The sequence below is a fragment of the Nitrosomonas marina genome, from assembly GCF_900111605.1.
GTDB classification, from domain to species: Bacteria; Pseudomonadota; Gammaproteobacteria; order Burkholderiales; family Nitrosomonadaceae; genus Nitrosomonas; species Nitrosomonas marina_A.
Window position 1 is genome coordinate 79,433 of the sequence record NZ_FOIA01000004.1, and the last position, 17,746, is coordinate 97,178.

At 47.5% G+C, this 17,746-nt stretch carries 15 protein-coding genes; 14 read left to right on the top strand and 1 reads right to left on the bottom strand.

From position 1 onward, the window contains the following. Nucleotides 1–35 precede the first annotated feature (35 nt). Nucleotides 36–1,400, bottom strand: coding sequence for a TolC family protein (locus BMY62_RS02935; protein ID WP_256207403.1), 1,365 nt, complete (start codon nucleotides 1,398–1,400; stop codon nucleotides 36–38). Nucleotides 1,401–2,332: 932 nt separating this feature from the next. Here BMY62_RS02935 and mraZ point away from each other — a divergent pair. The 14 genes from mraZ to BMY62_RS03005 all read left to right on the top strand — a co-directional run bounded on the left by mraZ (nucleotide 2,333) and on the right by BMY62_RS03005 (nucleotide 17,740). After that, nucleotides 2,333–2,779: a division/cell wall cluster transcriptional repressor MraZ gene (mraZ, locus tag BMY62_RS02940; protein ID WP_090656367.1), complete on the top strand. Its 447-nt coding sequence runs from the start codon at nucleotides 2,333–2,335 to the stop codon at nucleotides 2,777–2,779. Between the two features lie 15 nt (nucleotides 2,780–2,794). Continuing rightward, complete coding sequence (gene rsmH / locus BMY62_RS02945; protein ID WP_090656371.1) at nucleotides 2,795–3,751, top strand: 16S rRNA (cytosine(1402)-N(4))-methyltransferase RsmH; 957 nt, start codon at nucleotides 2,795–2,797, stop codon at nucleotides 3,749–3,751. Between the two features lie 3 nt (nucleotides 3,752–3,754). Further along, complete coding sequence (ftsL, locus tag BMY62_RS02950; protein ID WP_090656374.1) at nucleotides 3,755–4,066, top strand: cell division protein FtsL; 312 nt, start codon at nucleotides 3,755–3,757, stop codon at nucleotides 4,064–4,066. Beyond that, entirely contained in the window at nucleotides 4,050–5,786 is a 1,737-nt protein-coding gene (locus BMY62_RS02955; protein WP_090656378.1) for a peptidoglycan D,D-transpeptidase FtsI family protein, read from the top strand. The genes ftsL and BMY62_RS02955 overlap by 17 nt, the downstream gene beginning before the upstream one ends. A gap of 20 nt (nucleotides 5,787–5,806) precedes the next feature. After that, on the top strand, nucleotides 5,807–7,336 hold the full coding sequence (locus tag BMY62_RS02960) for a UDP-N-acetylmuramoyl-L-alanyl-D-glutamate--2,6-diaminopimelate ligase (RefSeq protein WP_256207404.1): 1,530 nt from the start codon (nucleotides 5,807–5,809) through the stop codon (nucleotides 7,334–7,336). Beyond that, on the top strand, nucleotides 7,333–8,745 hold the full coding sequence (locus tag BMY62_RS02965; RefSeq protein WP_090656380.1) for a UDP-N-acetylmuramoyl-tripeptide--D-alanyl-D-alanine ligase: 1,413 nt from the start codon (nucleotides 7,333–7,335) through the stop codon (nucleotides 8,743–8,745). The genes BMY62_RS02960 and BMY62_RS02965 overlap by 4 nt, the downstream gene beginning before the upstream one ends. A gap of 100 nt (nucleotides 8,746–8,845) precedes the next feature. Then, a complete protein-coding gene (gene mraY, locus BMY62_RS02970) occupies nucleotides 8,846–9,931 on the top strand; it encodes a phospho-N-acetylmuramoyl-pentapeptide-transferase (RefSeq protein ID WP_090656384.1) in 1,086 nt (361 codons plus the stop codon). Continuing rightward, nucleotides 9,928–11,343, top strand: coding sequence for a UDP-N-acetylmuramoyl-L-alanine--D-glutamate ligase (gene murD / locus BMY62_RS02975; RefSeq protein WP_090656387.1), 1,416 nt, complete (start codon nucleotides 9,928–9,930; stop codon nucleotides 11,341–11,343). Before mraY ends, murD begins: the two co-directional genes overlap by 4 nt. 2 nt (nucleotides 11,344–11,345) lie before the next feature. Further along, nucleotides 11,346–12,527 (top strand): putative lipid II flippase FtsW, encoded by a 1,182-nt coding sequence (ftsW, locus tag BMY62_RS02980; RefSeq protein WP_090656390.1) that lies wholly within the window; start codon nucleotides 11,346–11,348, stop codon nucleotides 12,525–12,527. A gap of 15 nt (nucleotides 12,528–12,542) precedes the next feature. Continuing rightward, nucleotides 12,543–13,634, top strand: coding sequence for an undecaprenyldiphospho-muramoylpentapeptide beta-N-acetylglucosaminyltransferase (gene murG, locus BMY62_RS02985; RefSeq protein WP_218142927.1), 1,092 nt, complete (start codon nucleotides 12,543–12,545; stop codon nucleotides 13,632–13,634). Continuing rightward, a complete protein-coding gene (gene murC / locus BMY62_RS02990; protein ID WP_090656396.1) occupies nucleotides 13,631–15,049 on the top strand; it encodes a UDP-N-acetylmuramate--L-alanine ligase in 1,419 nt (472 codons plus the stop codon). Before murG ends, murC begins: the two co-directional genes overlap by 4 nt. A 51-nt stretch (nucleotides 15,050–15,100) precedes the next feature. After that, nucleotides 15,101–16,066 carry a UDP-N-acetylmuramate dehydrogenase gene (murB, locus tag BMY62_RS02995; protein ID WP_090656586.1) on the top strand — a complete coding sequence of 322 codons (966 nt, stop codon included), beginning with the start codon at nucleotides 15,101–15,103 and terminating at the stop codon, nucleotides 16,064–16,066. Beyond that, the gene (locus BMY62_RS03000) at nucleotides 16,066–16,983 is read left to right on the top strand and encodes a D-alanine--D-alanine ligase (protein WP_090656399.1); all 918 of its coding nucleotides are present in this window, start codon (nucleotides 16,066–16,068) and stop codon (nucleotides 16,981–16,983) included. Before murB ends, BMY62_RS03000 begins: the two co-directional genes overlap by 1 nt. After that, nucleotides 16,973–17,740: a cell division protein FtsQ/DivIB gene (locus BMY62_RS03005; protein WP_090656402.1), complete on the top strand. Its 768-nt coding sequence runs from the start codon at nucleotides 16,973–16,975 to the stop codon at nucleotides 17,738–17,740. Before BMY62_RS03000 ends, BMY62_RS03005 begins: the two co-directional genes overlap by 11 nt. Nucleotides 17,741–17,746: the final 6 nt, after the last annotated feature.

Consider the following 17,746-nt stretch of genomic DNA (forward strand, 5'->3'; position numbering starts at 1 on the left):
CTTGCTCCTTGAATTCATGCAGCGATAGTTTGTTTTCAGGGTTTGTTGAAATTTTCTATGGGTTCGGCAATTAATCGTTCAATTTCATTAATCAATCGCTGGTAATCAGCCAAAGCCTGTAAATACAGCGTCTGATTCTGGAACAGAGTGCGCTGAGCATCTAGTAATTCAAGAAAATTAAATCTTCCCAGTTCGTAACCTCTGCTAGCCATTCTGAAAGTTTCTCTGGCACCTGGCAGTATTTCGTTTCGCAGTTTATTGATTTGTGTATCCGCTGAAATTAACGATTCGTATGCCTGTGTAAGCAAAGCCCTTAATTGCAAATCGACAGCCGCCTGTTTATCCGCTGCCCTGTTTACGCGCTGTTGAGCAGCCAGGAGATTGCCTTGATTACGATCAAATACGGGAAGCGGAATCGACAAGCCCACCAATGCGGTCGTGTCATTGGGTATGTCATGGCCGTACCGCCGGATTCCAGCTGTAATGGTGACATCCGGGATGCGGCGTGCTTTTTCCAGGAGGAACAGTGCCTCGCGTTGTTCAAGATTCTTAAGGCTGCGAAGCGCTAGCGGGTTCTGCCGTACCCGGACTTCAAGTAACTGAAAATCGGGTATAGCTACAAATGATTCAAGATTCCCAAGTGCGCGTTCAAAGCGTGGTTCCGGGTTTCCCCAGAGTAATGCCAGTTGTTTGCGAAATGAAACCAGGTTGCGCTGCGCCTGTTCTACCTCGATTTCTGCTGTGGCAAGCGCTACTTGTGCTCGTGTTTTCTCCAATGGCGGCGCTTTCCCGGATTTTACTCGCTTGGAGGCTGCGTCAACTACTTTTTGGGCCAACTCCTGTCCGGCCAGGGCAAGCTTCATTCGTTCCTGTCCGGCCAGCACTTCCAGGAAAACATTGGCAACTTTTGCTATCAGGTCCAGTTGTCTTGCTGCATAGTCCTGTTCGGCGCTTTCCTGTGTCAATTGGGCGGCAAGTCTGCGTGCAGATCGTTTTCCGCCTATTTCAAATAACTGGCTGATGCGAATAGAATCGAATCTTGCTGCAGGTCCATGCGAGCGGGAAGTGACATCTTCGGTGTCTAATTGTATGACCGGGTTAGGTAATAGTCCTGCCTGTGTAACGAGGCCTTGTAATGCCAGCGTTTCTTTTGCAAAAGCGGCCAAATCGGGATTATGCAGCAGTGCCAGTTGGATTGCATGACTTAATGTGAGCTCATTTTCCTCTGCTGGTGTGTGCTGGATGATCGATGTCCCGGTTTGGTGACGGGCAGAAGCTCCTGGAGCATTGCTTTCCGCAACCGAAACCGCAGCAATAAAGAAGCTGAGTATTAGCAACAATAACAACCGGTATATAAAGTGGCGTGGTGATGACTCTGTTACTAATTCGTTAATGCGCACGTTGAACTCTTGAGAGATCGCTATTTTGTTGCAATGGAGCAAAATGTGCAGATATAAAGTTGCAAAGCAGATTCTGGCAGTTGTCGAAAATCGCGCGGTAAACGATCGTGGCTTTGGTGTGTCGAAGTGATGATTTAATTTTAGTTTAGGTAAAATGCAGTATCTTAATGCGTTCGGTTTTCTCTCAATTTTAATCAGCGAAGGTATTGATATAACGGTATAATAGTTGGTCTGGGTCGGGTGTGTTCTGGTACAGGTATGCTGATGTATCGAAGTTCGTTTTATCAGCGGATACATGATATATCTGTGCTTGTCAGTGCGTTGCCGAGCAAGGCAGTTTAAAAATGCTTGAAGAATATGTGTAATTCATCGGTGAAGACTGTCTCCCTGATCGGTATGCCAAGGATATTTTCAGTATAGCGATCAATGCCAATGCAGGAATAACCGTGTTAACAGAATGATTTCTCATAAAAATAAGACGCATTTATAAGGCCGAGTATTTTTTCTACGCCACTTTTACCATCTGTTAATCTTATCACATGACTATGGTTTTTTTGACTTGCTGCACCTGATGTGTACTAGCATGTCGATTTTTACGCACTAATCTTTTTTTCAAATGCCATAACAGGCTTCCCTATTTTTTAATTCTTTTTTTGTATGGCTTGTTGCCTGATGCATCACCGCTTGTGCGCGGACTGGTGTGAGTATTTGCGTGCGGCGTAGTGGTTGGTCGGGTTTTGGTCAATGTTTTCTATGTAACACTATGTTCAAAATGAACTTTGATTAAGTCTTTGTCATATATATAGAAATATCTTTGTTTTTTCTTGACGTGTGGTTTTTTTTTGATTAAAGTGGAAATAACTGTGGAATTGTGGTTAATAGTGGGTAGAAGTAGTTCGAATTAACTTATCCTGTAACAATCAGAGGGCGACATGTTTCGAGGTGTCACGCAGCTCAGTTTGGATGCAAAAGGCAGAATTGCGATACCCGCAAGGTATCGCAATGAGCTGGCTTCCAAATGTTCCGGACATTTGATCGTGACCGCCGATCCGTCTAAATGCCTCCTGATTTACCCCCAGCCAGTGTGGGAACCTATTGAGCAAAAATTAAGCGAGCTTTCCGGTTTTAATTCGAGAGTGCGAAGCATGCAGCGATTGTTGATCGGTAGTGCCTGTGATGTGGATATGGACGGAGCCGGGCGCATCCTGATTTCGCAACCGTTGCGCCGCTATGCGGGATTATCCAAAGACGTGGTTCTGGTTGGGCAGGGGGAAAAATTTGAACTTTGGGATGAGCAGCAATGGGATCTGCAAATTGAGGAGGCAGTTTCTTTCAGCGAGGATGATATGCCGCCAGAATTGGAAGGATTTTCCTTGTGAAGTGGCGGTGATGGTTTGTCAGAGCATATTACAGTTTTGTTGCATGAGGCCATTGAGGCGTTGGCAATTAAACCGGAGGGTGTTTATGTGGATGGGACCTATGGAAGAGGTGGTCATAGCCGGCTGATCTTGTCGCGTTTGAGTCAGCATGGACAACTGATTGCCATAGACAGAGATCTGGCAGCCGTCGCGGCAGGAGAGCAGATGGTGCAGGCGCATTCGGCACGTCAGATGCCGAGATTCGAAATCCGGCATGCTGCTTTCTCTCAAATGCGCCAGGTGCTGCATCAAATGGGTGTACAGAGAGTGGACGGGATTTTATTGGATCTGGGTATGTCCTCGCCACAATTGAATGCTGAGAGGGGTTTTAGTTTACGGGCGGATGGTCCGCTGGATATGCGAATGGATGTCAGTAAAGGGATGACAGCCGCGCAGTGGATTGAAACAATTTCTGAAACTGAATTAGAAAAGGTGATTAGAGAATATGGCGAAGAACGGTATGCTCGGTCGATTGCAAGAGCGATTGTTGTGGCAAGAGCGCGGCAGCCTATTGTTACCACATTGCAACTTGCCAAGATTGTTACAGCGGTCGTGCGCTCACGTGAGCGTAAGCGGGAGGGCCAGCAGAGTCCGGCGACGCGTACTTTTCAGGCGATACGGATCGCTATCAATCAGGAACTTGAGGAACTGTCGTTAGCATTGCAGCAAAGTGCGGACCTGCTGAAGGTTGGCGGTCGGTTGGTTGTGATTAGCTTTCATTCTTTGGAAGACAGAATGGTAAAACGTTTTATGCGAGAGTCTGCGGGAGTTGATAGGGTGCCGCGTAACATACCTTTGCGGGAAACGGAGCTGCAGCGATTCAGTCATCGGCAATTTAAAGTAATTGGAAAAGCAATACGCCCAAGGCAGCAGGAAATTGAGGCAAATAGCCGGTCCCGAAGTGCAGTAATGCGCGTGGCTGAGCGCGCATGATGTATGTTTAAGATTAATTTGGTTCTGGTTGCGTTGCTGGTGATATGTGCTTTAGGCGTGGTGGCTGCACAGCATGAAGCGCGCAAGTTGAACATGGCCTGGGAAAATGAAAGAAAGGTTGCACGCAAACTGGAGATTGAATGGGGAAAGCTGCAACTAGAGCAAAGTACGCTTATCGCGCGCAGACAGATTGAAAATGCTGCCAGAATGCAATTGAATATGGAGGTTCCATCTGCAGATTATGTTCAAATTATTTCAACCAGAAAAGTGGATGAGTCGCGTTGGGTAGTGCTTGATAATGCTAAGACATATTAATCGAACAGTGGTCGCGCAAGTCAGTATGCCCGCAGGGCGTGCGAGAGTGCTATTGGGTCTGTTGATTTTGGGAATGACTGGTTTGTTAGTGCGCGCAGCTTACTTGCAGGGCATGCAAAATGATTTTTTGCAGCAGGAAGGCGAGGCGCGCTTCAGTCGGGTTGTTGAAATGAGCGCGGACCGGGGAATGATTATTGATCGTAATGGAGAAATACTGGCTATCAGTTCACCCGTTGCCTCTGTGTATGCCGATCCACAATTAATCGCAATTAATCCTACGCAATTAAGAGAGTTGTCAGGTTTGCTCGCGATGGATGAAGCCGAAGTTGAGCGGAGGATTAATCGCGAGCAAACACGCTTTGTGTATCTTAAGCGACAGATTGTGCCAGAAGTGGCCGAACGTATCCATGCATTAAAAATTCCGGGTATCGCGTTTGAAACAGAGTTTAAGCGGTATTATCCCGAAGGGGAAGGAACGGCGCATGTTGTCGGGTTCACCGATATCAACGATCAGGGGCAGGAGGGTGTGGAGCGTGGATGGAATGCGGTACTTGCGGGTGAAATAGGTAGTCGTCGAGTAATCAAGGACAATAAAGGGCGAATAATAGAAGATGTAGAAAATATTCGTGTGCCAAAACCGGGGCGGGATGTTGCTTTGTCACTCGATAGACGAATTCAGCATATTGCGCATCGCGAATTAAAGAAAGCTGTTGCAATCCATAAAGCCAAGGCTGGCAGTATCGTGGTATTAGATGCACAAACTGGCGAGGTGCTTGCCTTGACGAATTTTCCAGTTTACAACCCAAATTCACGATCGAGTATCACTAGCGAAAGAATTCGAAATCGAGCCCTAACTGATACGTTTGAACCTGGTTCGACGCTTAAACCTTTTCCTGTTGCGGTGGCGATTGAAACCGGTCATGTCAATCCGGGCACTCAGCTTCAGACATCTCCTGGAACATATAAAGTTGGCAGGTCGGTGATTCGGGATGTAAGCGATAAAGGTATGCTGTCGGTTGCAGAGATCATTCAGGTTTCAAGTAATGTCGGTATGGTCAAGATAGCTTTGTCGCTGCCATCGCAGACATTGTGGGAGATATATGACAATGTCGGTTTTGGTATGCCTGTTGGCACAGGTTACCCGGGAGAAGCAAACGGTCTGTTGCGTCCCTATAACCGGTGGCGGCCGGTCGAGCAGGCAACCATGTCATTTGGTCATGGTATTTCAGTTTCTTTGATACAGCTGGCTCGCGCTTACACAATTTTTACAACTGGTGGCGAACTCAAGCCGGTTACTCTGGAGAAACAAGAGTTTCCAGTGATGGGGCAGCGAGTTATATCCAAGGAAACGGCAATGGCCGTCAGTCAAATGCTTGAAATGGCTACCCAGCCTGCTGGTACAGCCCCGCTTGCCCAGGTAAATGGTTATCGCGTAGCCGGTAAAACCGGGACGGCGCATAAACTAATCGATGGTAAGTATGCAAAAAAACAATATATTTCCTCATTTGTCGGGTATGCGCCTGCTTCAAATCCGCGTCTTATTATCGCTGTAATGTTGGATGAGCCATCCGCAGGAAAGTATTTTGGTGGTGCAGTAGCGGCGCCGGTATTCAGTCAGGTGATGTCGGGAGCGTTGCGTATTTTGAATGTGCCGCATGATGCTGCTGCAAATAATATAGTGAGATATCTGTTTGTTTCGCCGGAAGAACAAGAGGGATGATGCCAGTAAGGTTTGAACGTATGAGTAGATCATTTGATGTTCATCAACTGAAAAAACTGGGTGTGCCCATTGCAAACCTTGCTACTGACAGCCGGTGCGTTCAGCCAGGAGATATATTCCTCGCTTATCCGGGACGGAAAGTCGACTCACGCAAAATGATAGCGCAGGCAATATCAGCAGGTGCCAGTGCAGTTGTATGGGAAGCACAAGGGTTTGCCTGGAATCCTTTGTGGAAAGTGCCGTCACTAGCTGTTCCAGGCTTGAAAGAAAAAATAGGACTGATCGCGGACATGGTATATGGCCATCCATCAAGCAAATTGTGCGTAGTCGGTTTTACCGGAACAAACGGCAAGACATCGTGCAGTCACTGGTATGCACAGGCAATGAGTATTTTGCAAAAAAAAACGGCCGTGATCGGAACGTTGGGTAACGGTTTTGTGGATGAACTGGAACCAACAGTGAATACCACTCCCGATCCAGTATTTTTACAAAAATGTTTGCGGCAATTTTTGCAGCGTGGCGCAGAAAATGTTGCAGTTGAGGTTTCTTCGCACGGGATTGAGCAGGGAAGAATTAATGGTACCGCGCTGGCTGTTGCGGTATTGACAAATTTGTCTCGTGATCATCTGGATTATCACAGAGATATGGATGCTTATGCTGCAACCAAGGCACGGATGTTTTTCTGGCCAGACTTGAAATATGCGGTGCTCAATCTTGACGATGTGCTTGGAATTGAACTATTACAACAGCTTGGGCAAAAGCCCATCCAAATTATCGGATACAGTTTTCAAAAAGATGTTGTCAGCTCTGTTTCTCAGCAATGCAATATGTTATACGGCTCGAATCTAGAATCCGATTTGCAGGGCCTTTCGTTTGATATTGAATATCAGGATAATTTTGATAGATTGGAAGTTGGGTTGGTGGGCAGGTTTAATGCAGTCAATTTACTGGCAGTGGCGGCAGCGCTGCTTGCAAGTGGCGTTACCTTTCCAGAGGCAGTGCGTGCCCTGCAGGCCGTAAAGCCAATTACAGGGCGGATGGAAAAATTCGGAGGAAATGGTCGGCCGGTCGTCATCGTTGACTACGCGCATACACCGGATGCCTTGGAAAAGGTATTGATGGCTTTACGAGAGATGCTGCAGCACAAGTCATTAAGAAAAGCAAGTCGTAAAACAGGTCGTTTGCATTGCGTGTTGGGGTGTGGCGGAGACAGAGACAAAGGCAAGCGTCGACTGATTGGCGAGGTGGCTACACGCATAGCAGATGAAGTTATTTTCACAAGTGATAATCCACGTAACGAAGATCCTGAAGCAATCATCGACGATATCATTGCGGGTGCGGTCAGAGCAAACTACCAGATGGAGGTCAATCGCGAACTGGCAATTTACCAGTCAATCAGCAGCGCATCAGACAGCGATGTCGTATTGGTTGCCGGCAAGGGACATGAAGTATTTCAGGAAATCAAAGGTCAGAGATTCCCATTGAGTGATGCAGCCGTTGTACAACAGGTGTTGCATGATTTGTCGGTCAGAAAAAGAGGGCGGGCATGATGCAATTGCAAGAGGCCGCCCAAATATTACATGCGCGCTGGCGGGGAGAAAACGTCTGGTTCACAGGAGTGAGCACGGATAGCAGGACCTTGCGAAAAGGTGATCTTTTTGTTGCATTATCCGGCGAGCGGTTTGATGGGTGCCGGTTTGTGGAAGATGCGCATAATAACGGTGCGGTTGCTGCTATGGTAAGTCAGAAAACTGAAGCTGACTCGGTATCAACAGAGATGCCGTTTATTTTTGTCGACGATGCGCGTATAGGTTTGGGGCAATTGGCAGCTTACTGGCGCGCACAGTTTTCTATGCCACTTATAGCGGTTACCGGTAGTAACGGTAAAACAACGGTGAAGGACATGCTGGCCTTGATTCTGGGTCAGTCCACTTCCAATCTGATTGATGCGTTCGAGAATTCACCGGCTAAACCTGTCGTTTTGGCTACAGAAGGAAATCTGAATAATGATATCGGTATGCCGCTCATGCTGTTACGGATGCGCGATTTTCATCGATTTGTTGTAATTGAGATGGGTATGAATCATATGGGTGAGATTGCCTATCTGACGCAATTGGCTAAACCTGATGTGGCAATCATAACCAATGCCGGCCTGGCGCATATACAGGGGTTAGGGTCAGTTGAAGCGGTTGCCCAGGCCAAAGGCGAGATTTTTTCAGGTTTGAATGCCCGGGGAACTGCTGTGATTAATGCAGATGATCAACATGCACCTTTGTGGCGCACACTTGCCAGTGATCGAACAGTTATTGATTTTGGACTTAATAAAAAGGTTAATCCGCAGGTTTTTGCGGAATATCAGTCAGATATTGGTGGCAGCAAATTATTACTCCATTTGCCAGACGGCGGAATTGAAGTCGATTTGCAGGTGCCGGGTGTGCACAATATCCGTAATGCATTGGCTGCTGCCGCTGCAGCAGTGGCTGTTGGTGTTGATAAAAAATCAATTGCAGCAGGATTGCATTCTTTTAAAGGTGTGCAGGGGCGTCTGCAGAAAAAGCGTGGTCGTCACAATTCTGTGCTCATTGATGACAGTTATAACGCAAACCCTGAATCAGTTCGTGCTGCTCTGGCGGTGTTGTCTACTGCCAAAGGGAAGAAGGTTTTGGTGCTTGGCGATATGGGTGAGTTGGGTGAGCCGTCGATTGATCTGCATCGCATAATCGGCAAAGAGGCGCGGTTAGCCAAATTAGACAAGCTGTTAACAATCGGGGAATTGAGCAAATATACGAGCGAGGCATTCGGACATAATGCTCAGCATTTTACTGACATGAACTCGCTGCTTGATTGCGCTGAACAATTGTTAAATGCTGATGTAACAATGCTGGTCAAGGGGTCGCGTTTTATGCGTATGGAGCAGATCATGAAACGACTGGTAAATCCTAGTGCTGAAGGGAAATAACGTGTTGTGTGATTGTGCTCATAAAACACAGAAGAATTTAAAAACAATGCGGACAGACAATGATGATACGACTTGAAATAGTGCGACTGGAGAAACCGTTATGTTGCTAGAGTTTTCGCAATGGTTGGCTCAGGATATACGCGCATTCAATGTTTTCAGCTATATTACCTTACGTACTATGCTGGCTGCGCTGACCGCTCTCGCAATCTCATTTTTGATTGGGCCAACCATGATCCGTAAGCTCACAGCGTATAAAATCGGCCAATCGGTTCGTGACGACGGTCCACAAACACATTTGATTAAAGCTGGCACGCCGACAATGGGCGGAGCTTTAATTCTCGTTGCAATTGTGTTGACAACTTTACTATGGGCAGACTTGGGTAATCAGTATATCTGGGTTGTGCTTCTGACTACGCTGGGATTTGGAATTATCGGCTGGATTGATGATTATCGTAAAGTCGTTTATCGGAATCCAAAGGGGTTGTCAGCCCGTAACAAGTTTTTCTGGCAATCAGTGATTGCATTGATTGTTGCGCTGTATCTTGCGTTGACAGCCGAATTGCCCGAACAGACAGAAATGATTGTGCCTTTTTTCAAGGAAATAGCGATTCCGCTGGGTATGGCTGGCTTCGTCGTTTTGACTTATCTGGTTATAGTCGGCACCAGTAATGCAGTCAATCTGACAGACGGACTGGATGGTCTGGCTATCATGCCGACAGTAATGATTGGCGGCGCTTTGGCAATTTTTGCTTATGTGGCAGGTCATGTTGTTTTTGCAAACTATCTTGGTATTCCGTATATACCGAATGCCGGAGAATTGTCGGTTTTTTGCGGTGCCTTAGCGGGTGCCGGACTGGCATTTCTCTGGTTTAACACATATCCGGCAGAAGTGTTTATGGGGGATGTCGGTGCCTTGTCTCTGGGCGCGGCACTTGGTGTGATTACTGTAATTGTCCGGCAGGAGATTGTGTTAATTATTATGGGCGGCGTGTTTGTGATGGAAGCGCTGTCAGTTATGTTGCAGGTGGCTTCGTTTAAACTGACCGGACGGCGTGTATTTCGAATGGCACCGCTGCATCATCATTTCGAATTAAAGGGATGGAAGGAGAATCAAGTTGTTGTAAGGTTCTGGATTATTACCATTATTCTTGTGTTGGTGGGTTTGTCGACATTAAAGCTAAGATGAATCTGAAGGGAAGGCATGTGCTGGTACTGGGTATGGGTGAAACAGGGTTGTCAATAACAAAATGGATGATTCGTCAGAACGCAAAGGTGCGTGTGGCGGATAGCCGTTGCAATCCCCCGAACACAGCGGTTCTTGAAAATATGAAACCTGGAGTTGAAATTTTTAGAGGTGCTTTTGATGAAAAGATTTTTGACGGCATTGAGCTGATCGCCATGAGTCCGGGCGTGCCAATGGCGGATCCGTTCGTTCAACAGGCTATCGCACGTGGTGTGCCGGTTGTGGGTGACATGACATTATTTCAATGGGCGTTGAATCAATCCGGAATCGTAAATTCAAGAATAATCGCAATAACCGGAACAAATGGGAAGACAACAGTAACCGCAATGGTGGGAGCCATGTTGATACAGGCTGGGTATGATGTTGAAGTAGCAGGAAATATAGGACCTGCGGTACTGGATGCATTAATGTTGCGACTTGACAGTGGAAAGCTGCCAGATCTGTGGGTTCTCGAGGTATCCAGCTTTCAATTGGAATTGACGGCGCATCTTAATGCGGATGCGGCGACTGTGCTTAATTTGAGCGAAGATCATCTGGATCGTTATGCGCACATACAAGATTATGCCAATGCAAAAGCCAGAATATTCAAACACGAACAGCATGGTGCGGGTATACAGGTGCTGAATCGGGATGATGTCGGTTCAATGGCCATGGTGTCGATGGAGAAAAGGCAATTGACATTTGGGTTAAGCGAACCGGAGACGCCGATGGATTTCGGTATCGTTCGCAGTCATGGTGATGACTGGATGGCAGAAGGTGATGTGTTGTTAATGAGAACTTCTGAGCTCGGTGTGAATGGTTCCCACAATGCTGCCAATGCTTTGGCTGCACTGGCACTGTGCCGTGCGCTAAATGTGCCTGCTGATCCACTGGTAAACTCGCTGCGGGAATTCAGGGGCCTGCCGCATCGAATGGAAAAAGTAGCGTCCTTTAATGCAGTGACGTTTATTGATGATTCCAAAAGCACCAATGTTGGTGCAACGATTGCCGCACTAAATGGGCTGCCGCAAAAGGTGGTGTTAATCGCCGGTGGTGATGGTAAGGGTCAGGATTTTTCCGCATTACATGCTGTAGTTGCTGCACAGGCACGTGCTGTTATCTTGCTAGGACGGGATGCGGGCATGATCGCAGAAGCTATTGATGGCTGCAGGGTACCGGTTTTGCGAGCGGCAACCATGCAGGAGGCTGTGCAGAAGGGTTTTTTGCTGGCACAAAAGTATGATGTGGTGCTGCTGTCACCGGCATGTGCAAGTTTTGACATGTTCAGAAATTATGTGCACCGCGCTGAAGTATTTGTTGCAGCAGTAAGGGATCTTGAAACAAGAATGTGTGACTTCGGAGAGAAGAGGCATTAGAAATGATTTACCGAATGAACCATACCCCGTCTTACAGTCTGCCCGAGTTCGATCAGGCTTTGATATGGTCTGTTCTGTTTTTGCTGGGAATCGGATTGGTGATGGTCTATTCTGCATCTGCTGCTATTGCTGAAGCACAGTTTGGTAGCGATCAATCCGCGCATTATCTAGTACGTCATGTGATCTATTTGTTGCTAGGCATAGTGTTCGGTGCTGCGGCTTTTCAAGTCCCTGTTCATATCTGGCAGAAGTATGCCATTTTTTTGTTGCTGGCTGGAATAATACTGCTGGTATTGGTGCTGCTACCTGGGGTCGGGCGAGAAGTCAATGGTAGTCAACGATGGATTTCGCTGTATGTGGTGAATCTTCAGCCTTCAGAAATGATGAAGTTGTTTATGATTATCTACGCGTCTGATTATGTTGTGCGCAAAGCGGCCGATCTGAATTGCTTTTATAAAGGTTTCTTACCGCTATTCGCGTTGATTGTCGTTATGGGATTTTTGTTATTGCAGCAACCGGATTTTGGTGCTGCTGCTGTGATTACAGTGTTAACAATCGGTATTTTGTTTTTGGGTGGCGTCAGCATAAAAATATTTGCTGGACTTTTGAGTTTGTCAGCAGTCGCCATGTTTGTACTGATCTATGTGGCAAACTATCGTTTGGAACGAATAATCGGTTTTATGGATCCTTGGGCTGATCCGCTCGGTAAGGGCTATCAGCTCAGTCATGCTTTGATTGCATTTGGTCGGGGAGAATGGTTTGGGGTTGGACTGGGCGGCAGCGTGGAAAAATTATTCTATCTACCCGAGGCACATACCGATTTCCTGCTGGCTGTATTGGCTGAAGAACTTGGTTTTGTGGGTGTGGCTGTTGTAATTGTGTTGTTCGCGATTCTGGTGACACGTGCTTTTGCGATAGGACGCCAGTCTGCCAGGCTGGAATGTCACTTTGCTGCGCTAGTGGCCCAGGGCATCGGTTTGTGGATCGGTATGCAGGCCATTATTAATATGGGCGTTAATATGGGTGTATTGCCAACCAAAGGGTTAACGTTGCCATTGATGAGTTTTGGAGGCAGCAGCATTACAGCGGTATGTTTTGCTCTGGCTATATTAATGCGGATTGATTGGGAAAACCGGCAACGATTACGTGGAGTGCAAAGGGACGATGCATGGCATTCAGCGTGAATTCGGGCATTAATGATGGCACAAACGATTTTGATAATGGCAGGTGGCACAGGGGGACATGTTTTTCCCGGCCTGGCTGTTGCAGATTATCTCAAGTTGTCTGGTTGGCGGATTGTTTGGCTGGGTACTAAAACGGGTATGGAAAATAGATTGGTAGCACAACAAAACTATGAAATCGAAGCTATTGATTTTGCAGGCCTGCGGGGAAAGCGTGCGATGACCTGGATGACTCTGCCGTTTCGACTGTTGCGGGCAATGATGCAAAGTATGCGGATACTGCGCAGGGTGCGGCCTGATGTGGTGCTGGGTATGGGTGGCTATCCTGCTTTTCCTGGCGGAATGATGGCTTCTTTGCTGAATATACCTCTCATTATCCATGAGCAAAATTCCGTACCGGGTTTGACCAATAAAATACTGGCAAAACTGGCAGACAAGGTGCTCCTGGGTTTCCCTGAAGCAATCAAAGGGAATCCGGCAAAGGTAGTCGTTGTAGGAAATCCGGTGCGTGAGGAGATTGCTGGGATGGAGGCGCCGGAGCAACGATTTTGTGGTCGCAGTGGTGTGCTCAGGCTACTGGTGGTTGGTGGCAGCCGGGGAGCACACGTGTTGAATAAAGTTGTGCCCCAGGCATTAAGTATGTTGCCTGAGAATCAACGGCCGACAGTCGTTCATCAGGCCGGAAAAGGCAATCTGGAAGCGCTGCGTGCAAATTATGCGACTCATGGAGTGAAAGCTCACCTAACGGAATTCATTGATGATATGGCGGCACAATATGCTGCTTGCGATTTGGTACTGTGCAGAGCGGGTGCACTGACGGTTTCAGAATTGGCTGCGGCTGGAGTTGCAAGCATATTGGTACCCTATCCCTATGCTGTAGATGACCACCAGACGGCTAACGCTCGATTTTTGAGTAAGCATCAAGCAGCCGTTTTATTGCCGCAAATCGATTTGAGTCCGGAGAATCTGACGAATGTATTGAAAGGACTTGCGCGCGACAAGCTGCTGGCGATGGCAGACGCGGCACGCAAGCAGTCAATGCCGGATGCAACCAGGCAGGTTGGACAGATCTGTATTCAGGCTATTCAGGCAAATGAGGTGTCGTCGTGAGACATAAAGTTAGACATATCCATTTTGTAGGCATCTGCGGTGCCGGTATGAGCGGAATTGCTGAAGTGATGCTGAATCTGAAATACCAGATCAGCGGTTCAGACCTATCAGATAATTGGGTGGCACAGCGGCTCAAAGGTCTCGGCATAAAAGTTTATACCGGTCATGCTGCTGAGCAGATAGCAGGCGCAGACGTAGTGGTGACCTCGACGGCAGTCAAACCGGATAATCCGGAAGTGATTGCAGCACATGAAAAAAATATTCCGGTCGTGCCCCGTGCGTTGATGTTAGCTGAATTGTTAAGGTTAAGGCGTGGTATTGCGATAGCAGGAACGCATGGCAAAACTACGACGACCAGTTTGGTAGCCAGCATATTGGCAGAAGCAGACATGGATCCGACATTTGTCATTGGGGGTAGGTTAGAAGCTGCCGGTTGCCATGCGAGACTTGGCAGTGGCGAGTTTATAGTAGTTGAAGCGGATGAATCTGATGCCTCATTTCTGTATTTGCAGCCCGTTCTGGCAGTTGTGACCAACGTAGATGCGGATCATATGGAAACTTATGGCCATGATTTTACCCGTCTGAAGCAAACTTTTGTCGAGTTCATGCATCATCTCCCTTTTTACGGTATGGCGGTCTTATGTATCGATGATGCCAATGTGCGTACCCTCATGCATGATATTACCAAACCGGTTACTACATACGGATTTTCTGAAGATGCCCAGATTCGAGCCCTTGATACTGAACATCACAACGGTCAGATGCATTTTACAGCTTTGATTGGTGTGAACGGTTCAGCACGCAGGCTGCCGATTCATTTGAATTTGCCAGGTCTGCATAATGTACAGAATGCGCTGGCAGCTATTGCTGTGGCGAATGAAATTGGTGTGCTCGATGCAGCAATCACCAGGGCACTAGCGTCTTTTAAGGGTGTTGAGCGGCGTTTCCAGTATTATGGCGAGATTCGTTTGTCCAGGCAGCGAAGCTTTGCACTGATTGATGACTATGGTCATCATCCGGCTGAAATTGCAGCGACCCTGGATGCGGCACGAGGCGCTTTTCCCGGTAGACGTCTTGTATTGGCATTTCAACCCCATCGCTACACACGAACCCGCGATTTGTTTGAAGATTTTGTCAAGGTGCTTTCTCAGGCGGATGTGTTATTGCTCGCGGAAGTGTATTCGGCCGGCGAAGAACCAATTGTTGCAGCGGATAGTAAGTCGCTGACGAGGTCGGTACGCATCAAGGGGAAAGTTGAACCGATATATACCGCAAACGTAGAGGAGTTGACAGCGGCTATTTTAGATGTGGTCGAAGATGGTGATTTGGTACTTGTGATGGGGGCTGGGTCAATTGCTAAGGTCGCGCCCGAAATTGTAAAAAAGCAGCAGAAGTTGATGATTATCAATGAATGACTGGTGACTAGAAAACATGAGGAAGCGTAGCTGATGTGCGCAGTATTTCAAATGTACAGACAAAAGACTTGCCGTCCATCAGGAACCAGTGAGGCGAGTTTATACGGTGTGTCCGGTGAAATTCGGATCAATGAACCGATGAGCCGCCATACTTCCTGGCGTACAGGTGGCAATGCGCGCAGATATTATTTACCGGCTGATCTGGAAGATTTGAGCGTATTTTTGCAAAAGCTCCCAATCGATGAACCGGTTTATATGGTTGGGCTGGGTAGTAATCTACTGGTGAGGGATGGTGGTTTGCCTGGAACCGTGATTGCAGCACATGCCCGGCTAAATGATTTGCAAATACTGGATCGCGATCAAACCGGCGGACTGGTTTACGCAGGCGCAGGGGTAGCTTGTGCCAAGGTGGCGCGTTTTGCAGCCAGAAATCAGCTTGTCGGAGCTGAATTTCTGGCCGGTATTCCTGGAACGATCGGCGGCGCATTGGCAATGAATGCAGGATGTTATGGTACAGAAACCTGGCAGCTGGTTGAGCAGGTCAGAGTGGTTAATCGCAGTGGAGAGATTGGATTACGGATGCCTGATGCATACACAATCGGCTACCGCAGTGTGAAATTGAAAACTGAATCCTATAATCAATCAGAATGGTTTGCTGGGGCTTATATCAGGCTGGAATCAGGTGATGAATCAGAGTCGAGGGAAAAGATCAGGCGCCTGTTGGCATTGAGGGTCAGCAGTCAGCCATTGAACAAGCCGAACGCAGGTTCGGTATTTAGAAATCCTCCAGGTAATCATGCAGCACGCCTGATTGAGTCGTGCGGACTCAAGGGTTCGCAAATTGGTGGTGCAATTGTTTCTATCAAGCATGCGAATTTTATCCTGAATACAGGGCACGCATCAGCTAAGGATATTGAAGGGCTGATTTTGATGGTGAAGGATAAGGTCGAGCAGGAAACGGGTGTGGCTTTAATACAGGAAGTGCGGATTATCGGTGCAGCTGGGAGAGGAACATAATGACTAAACAGGATTTTGGCAAAGTGGCGGTATTGTTTGGGGGATGTTCGGCCGAGCGTGATGTTTCACTGCAGAGTGGACAAGCTGTACTCGAAGCGCTACGTCATAGTGGTGTGGATGCGCACCCATTTGATCCGGGAAGAAAGTCGCTGGCGGCGTTAGAAGATGAACGGTTTGACAGGGCTTATATTGCTTTACACGGACGCTTTGGTGAAGATGGTACAGTTCAGGGTGCGCTTGAATTGATGCGCATACCCTATACAGGCAGTGGCGTAATGGCCAGTGCGCTGGCTATGGACAAATGGCGTACAAAATTGTTGTGGCAGGCGGTAGGTGTTGAGTCTCCGCGCAGTATGTTGCTTACAGTGCATAGCGATTTTGAAAAAGTTGCACAAGTGCTTGGATTGCCATTGATCGTCAAACCGGTGCGCGAAGGGTCTACCATCGGCTTGAGCAAGATCGACCATGTCAGGGATATCGATGCAGCATATCGCCTGGCAGCAGAGCATGACGCGCTCGTACTCGCGGAGGAATATATCGCTGGTACCGAACTGACAGCGGCAATACTTGGCGAAATGCCGCTGCCTCTGGTCAGAATAGAAGTTGCCGGAGGGTTGTATGATTATGAAGCCAAATATCTTTCTGACAAGACCCGTTATTTTTGCCCCAGTGGTTTACCGGAAGATCAAGCAGGATTGATACAGTCCCAGGCATTGCTTGCCTACCAGGCAATCGGCTGCGAAGGATGGGGACGTGTTGATCTGATTTTAGGTGAAGATGGCCGGTTTTATTTTCTGGAAGCGAATACCTCGCCTGGAATGACAAGTCACAGCCTGGTTCCCATGGCAGCCAAAGCTGCAGGTATCGATTTTGAAGAGCTGGTTCTGCAAATATTGAGTTTATCGCATGTGGGATAGTCACCGATTTTTGAGTTTTGTGTCGAATATGCTGTTTCTGATGACAGCGGTGGCTGTGGTTTTTTTTCTGGTGCAGCACTATGGTTTGCCGCGTTTTTTGCCATTGAAAACCGTATATATCCAGGGAATGGAGGCTGATCGTGTTGAATTCAAGCATATTAACCGTGAGCAGATCAAAAAAATTGTGCAGCATCATGTGCAGGGAAACTTTTTGTCTGTTGATCTGGTCGCGGTGCGCGATGCTTTCATTGGTTTGCCGTGGGTGCGGGATGCCAGGGTGGAACGGACCTGGCCGCTAGCGTTGAATATCAGGTTAGAAGAACATCAGGCGCTGGCTCACTGGGGTAGTCATGCTCTGGTAAATACGTACGGCGAAGTATTTCGTGTCGTATCAAATGAAAAGATGCCGGTTTTTACAGCACCTATGGAAGCAAATTCACAGGAAATCACACGACGCTACCGACACTTCAATAAGGTGTTGGCGCCATTGCATCAATCAATCGCAGAAATCAATTTGTCATCTCGGCATGCATGGCGATTGCAATTGAATACAGGGACAGTTCTTGAATTAGGCAGACATGACGTTGATAAACGGTTAATGCGGTATGTTTCAGTCTACAACCACAGCATAGCGCACTTGAGTCAGGATAAGCCGCTCGCATATGTGGATTTACGCTATACCAATGGATTTGCAGTATATATGCCCGAAGCAGAAAAACCATTGAAAGGTAAGAATATATTAAAGAAAGAAACTTGAAATCAG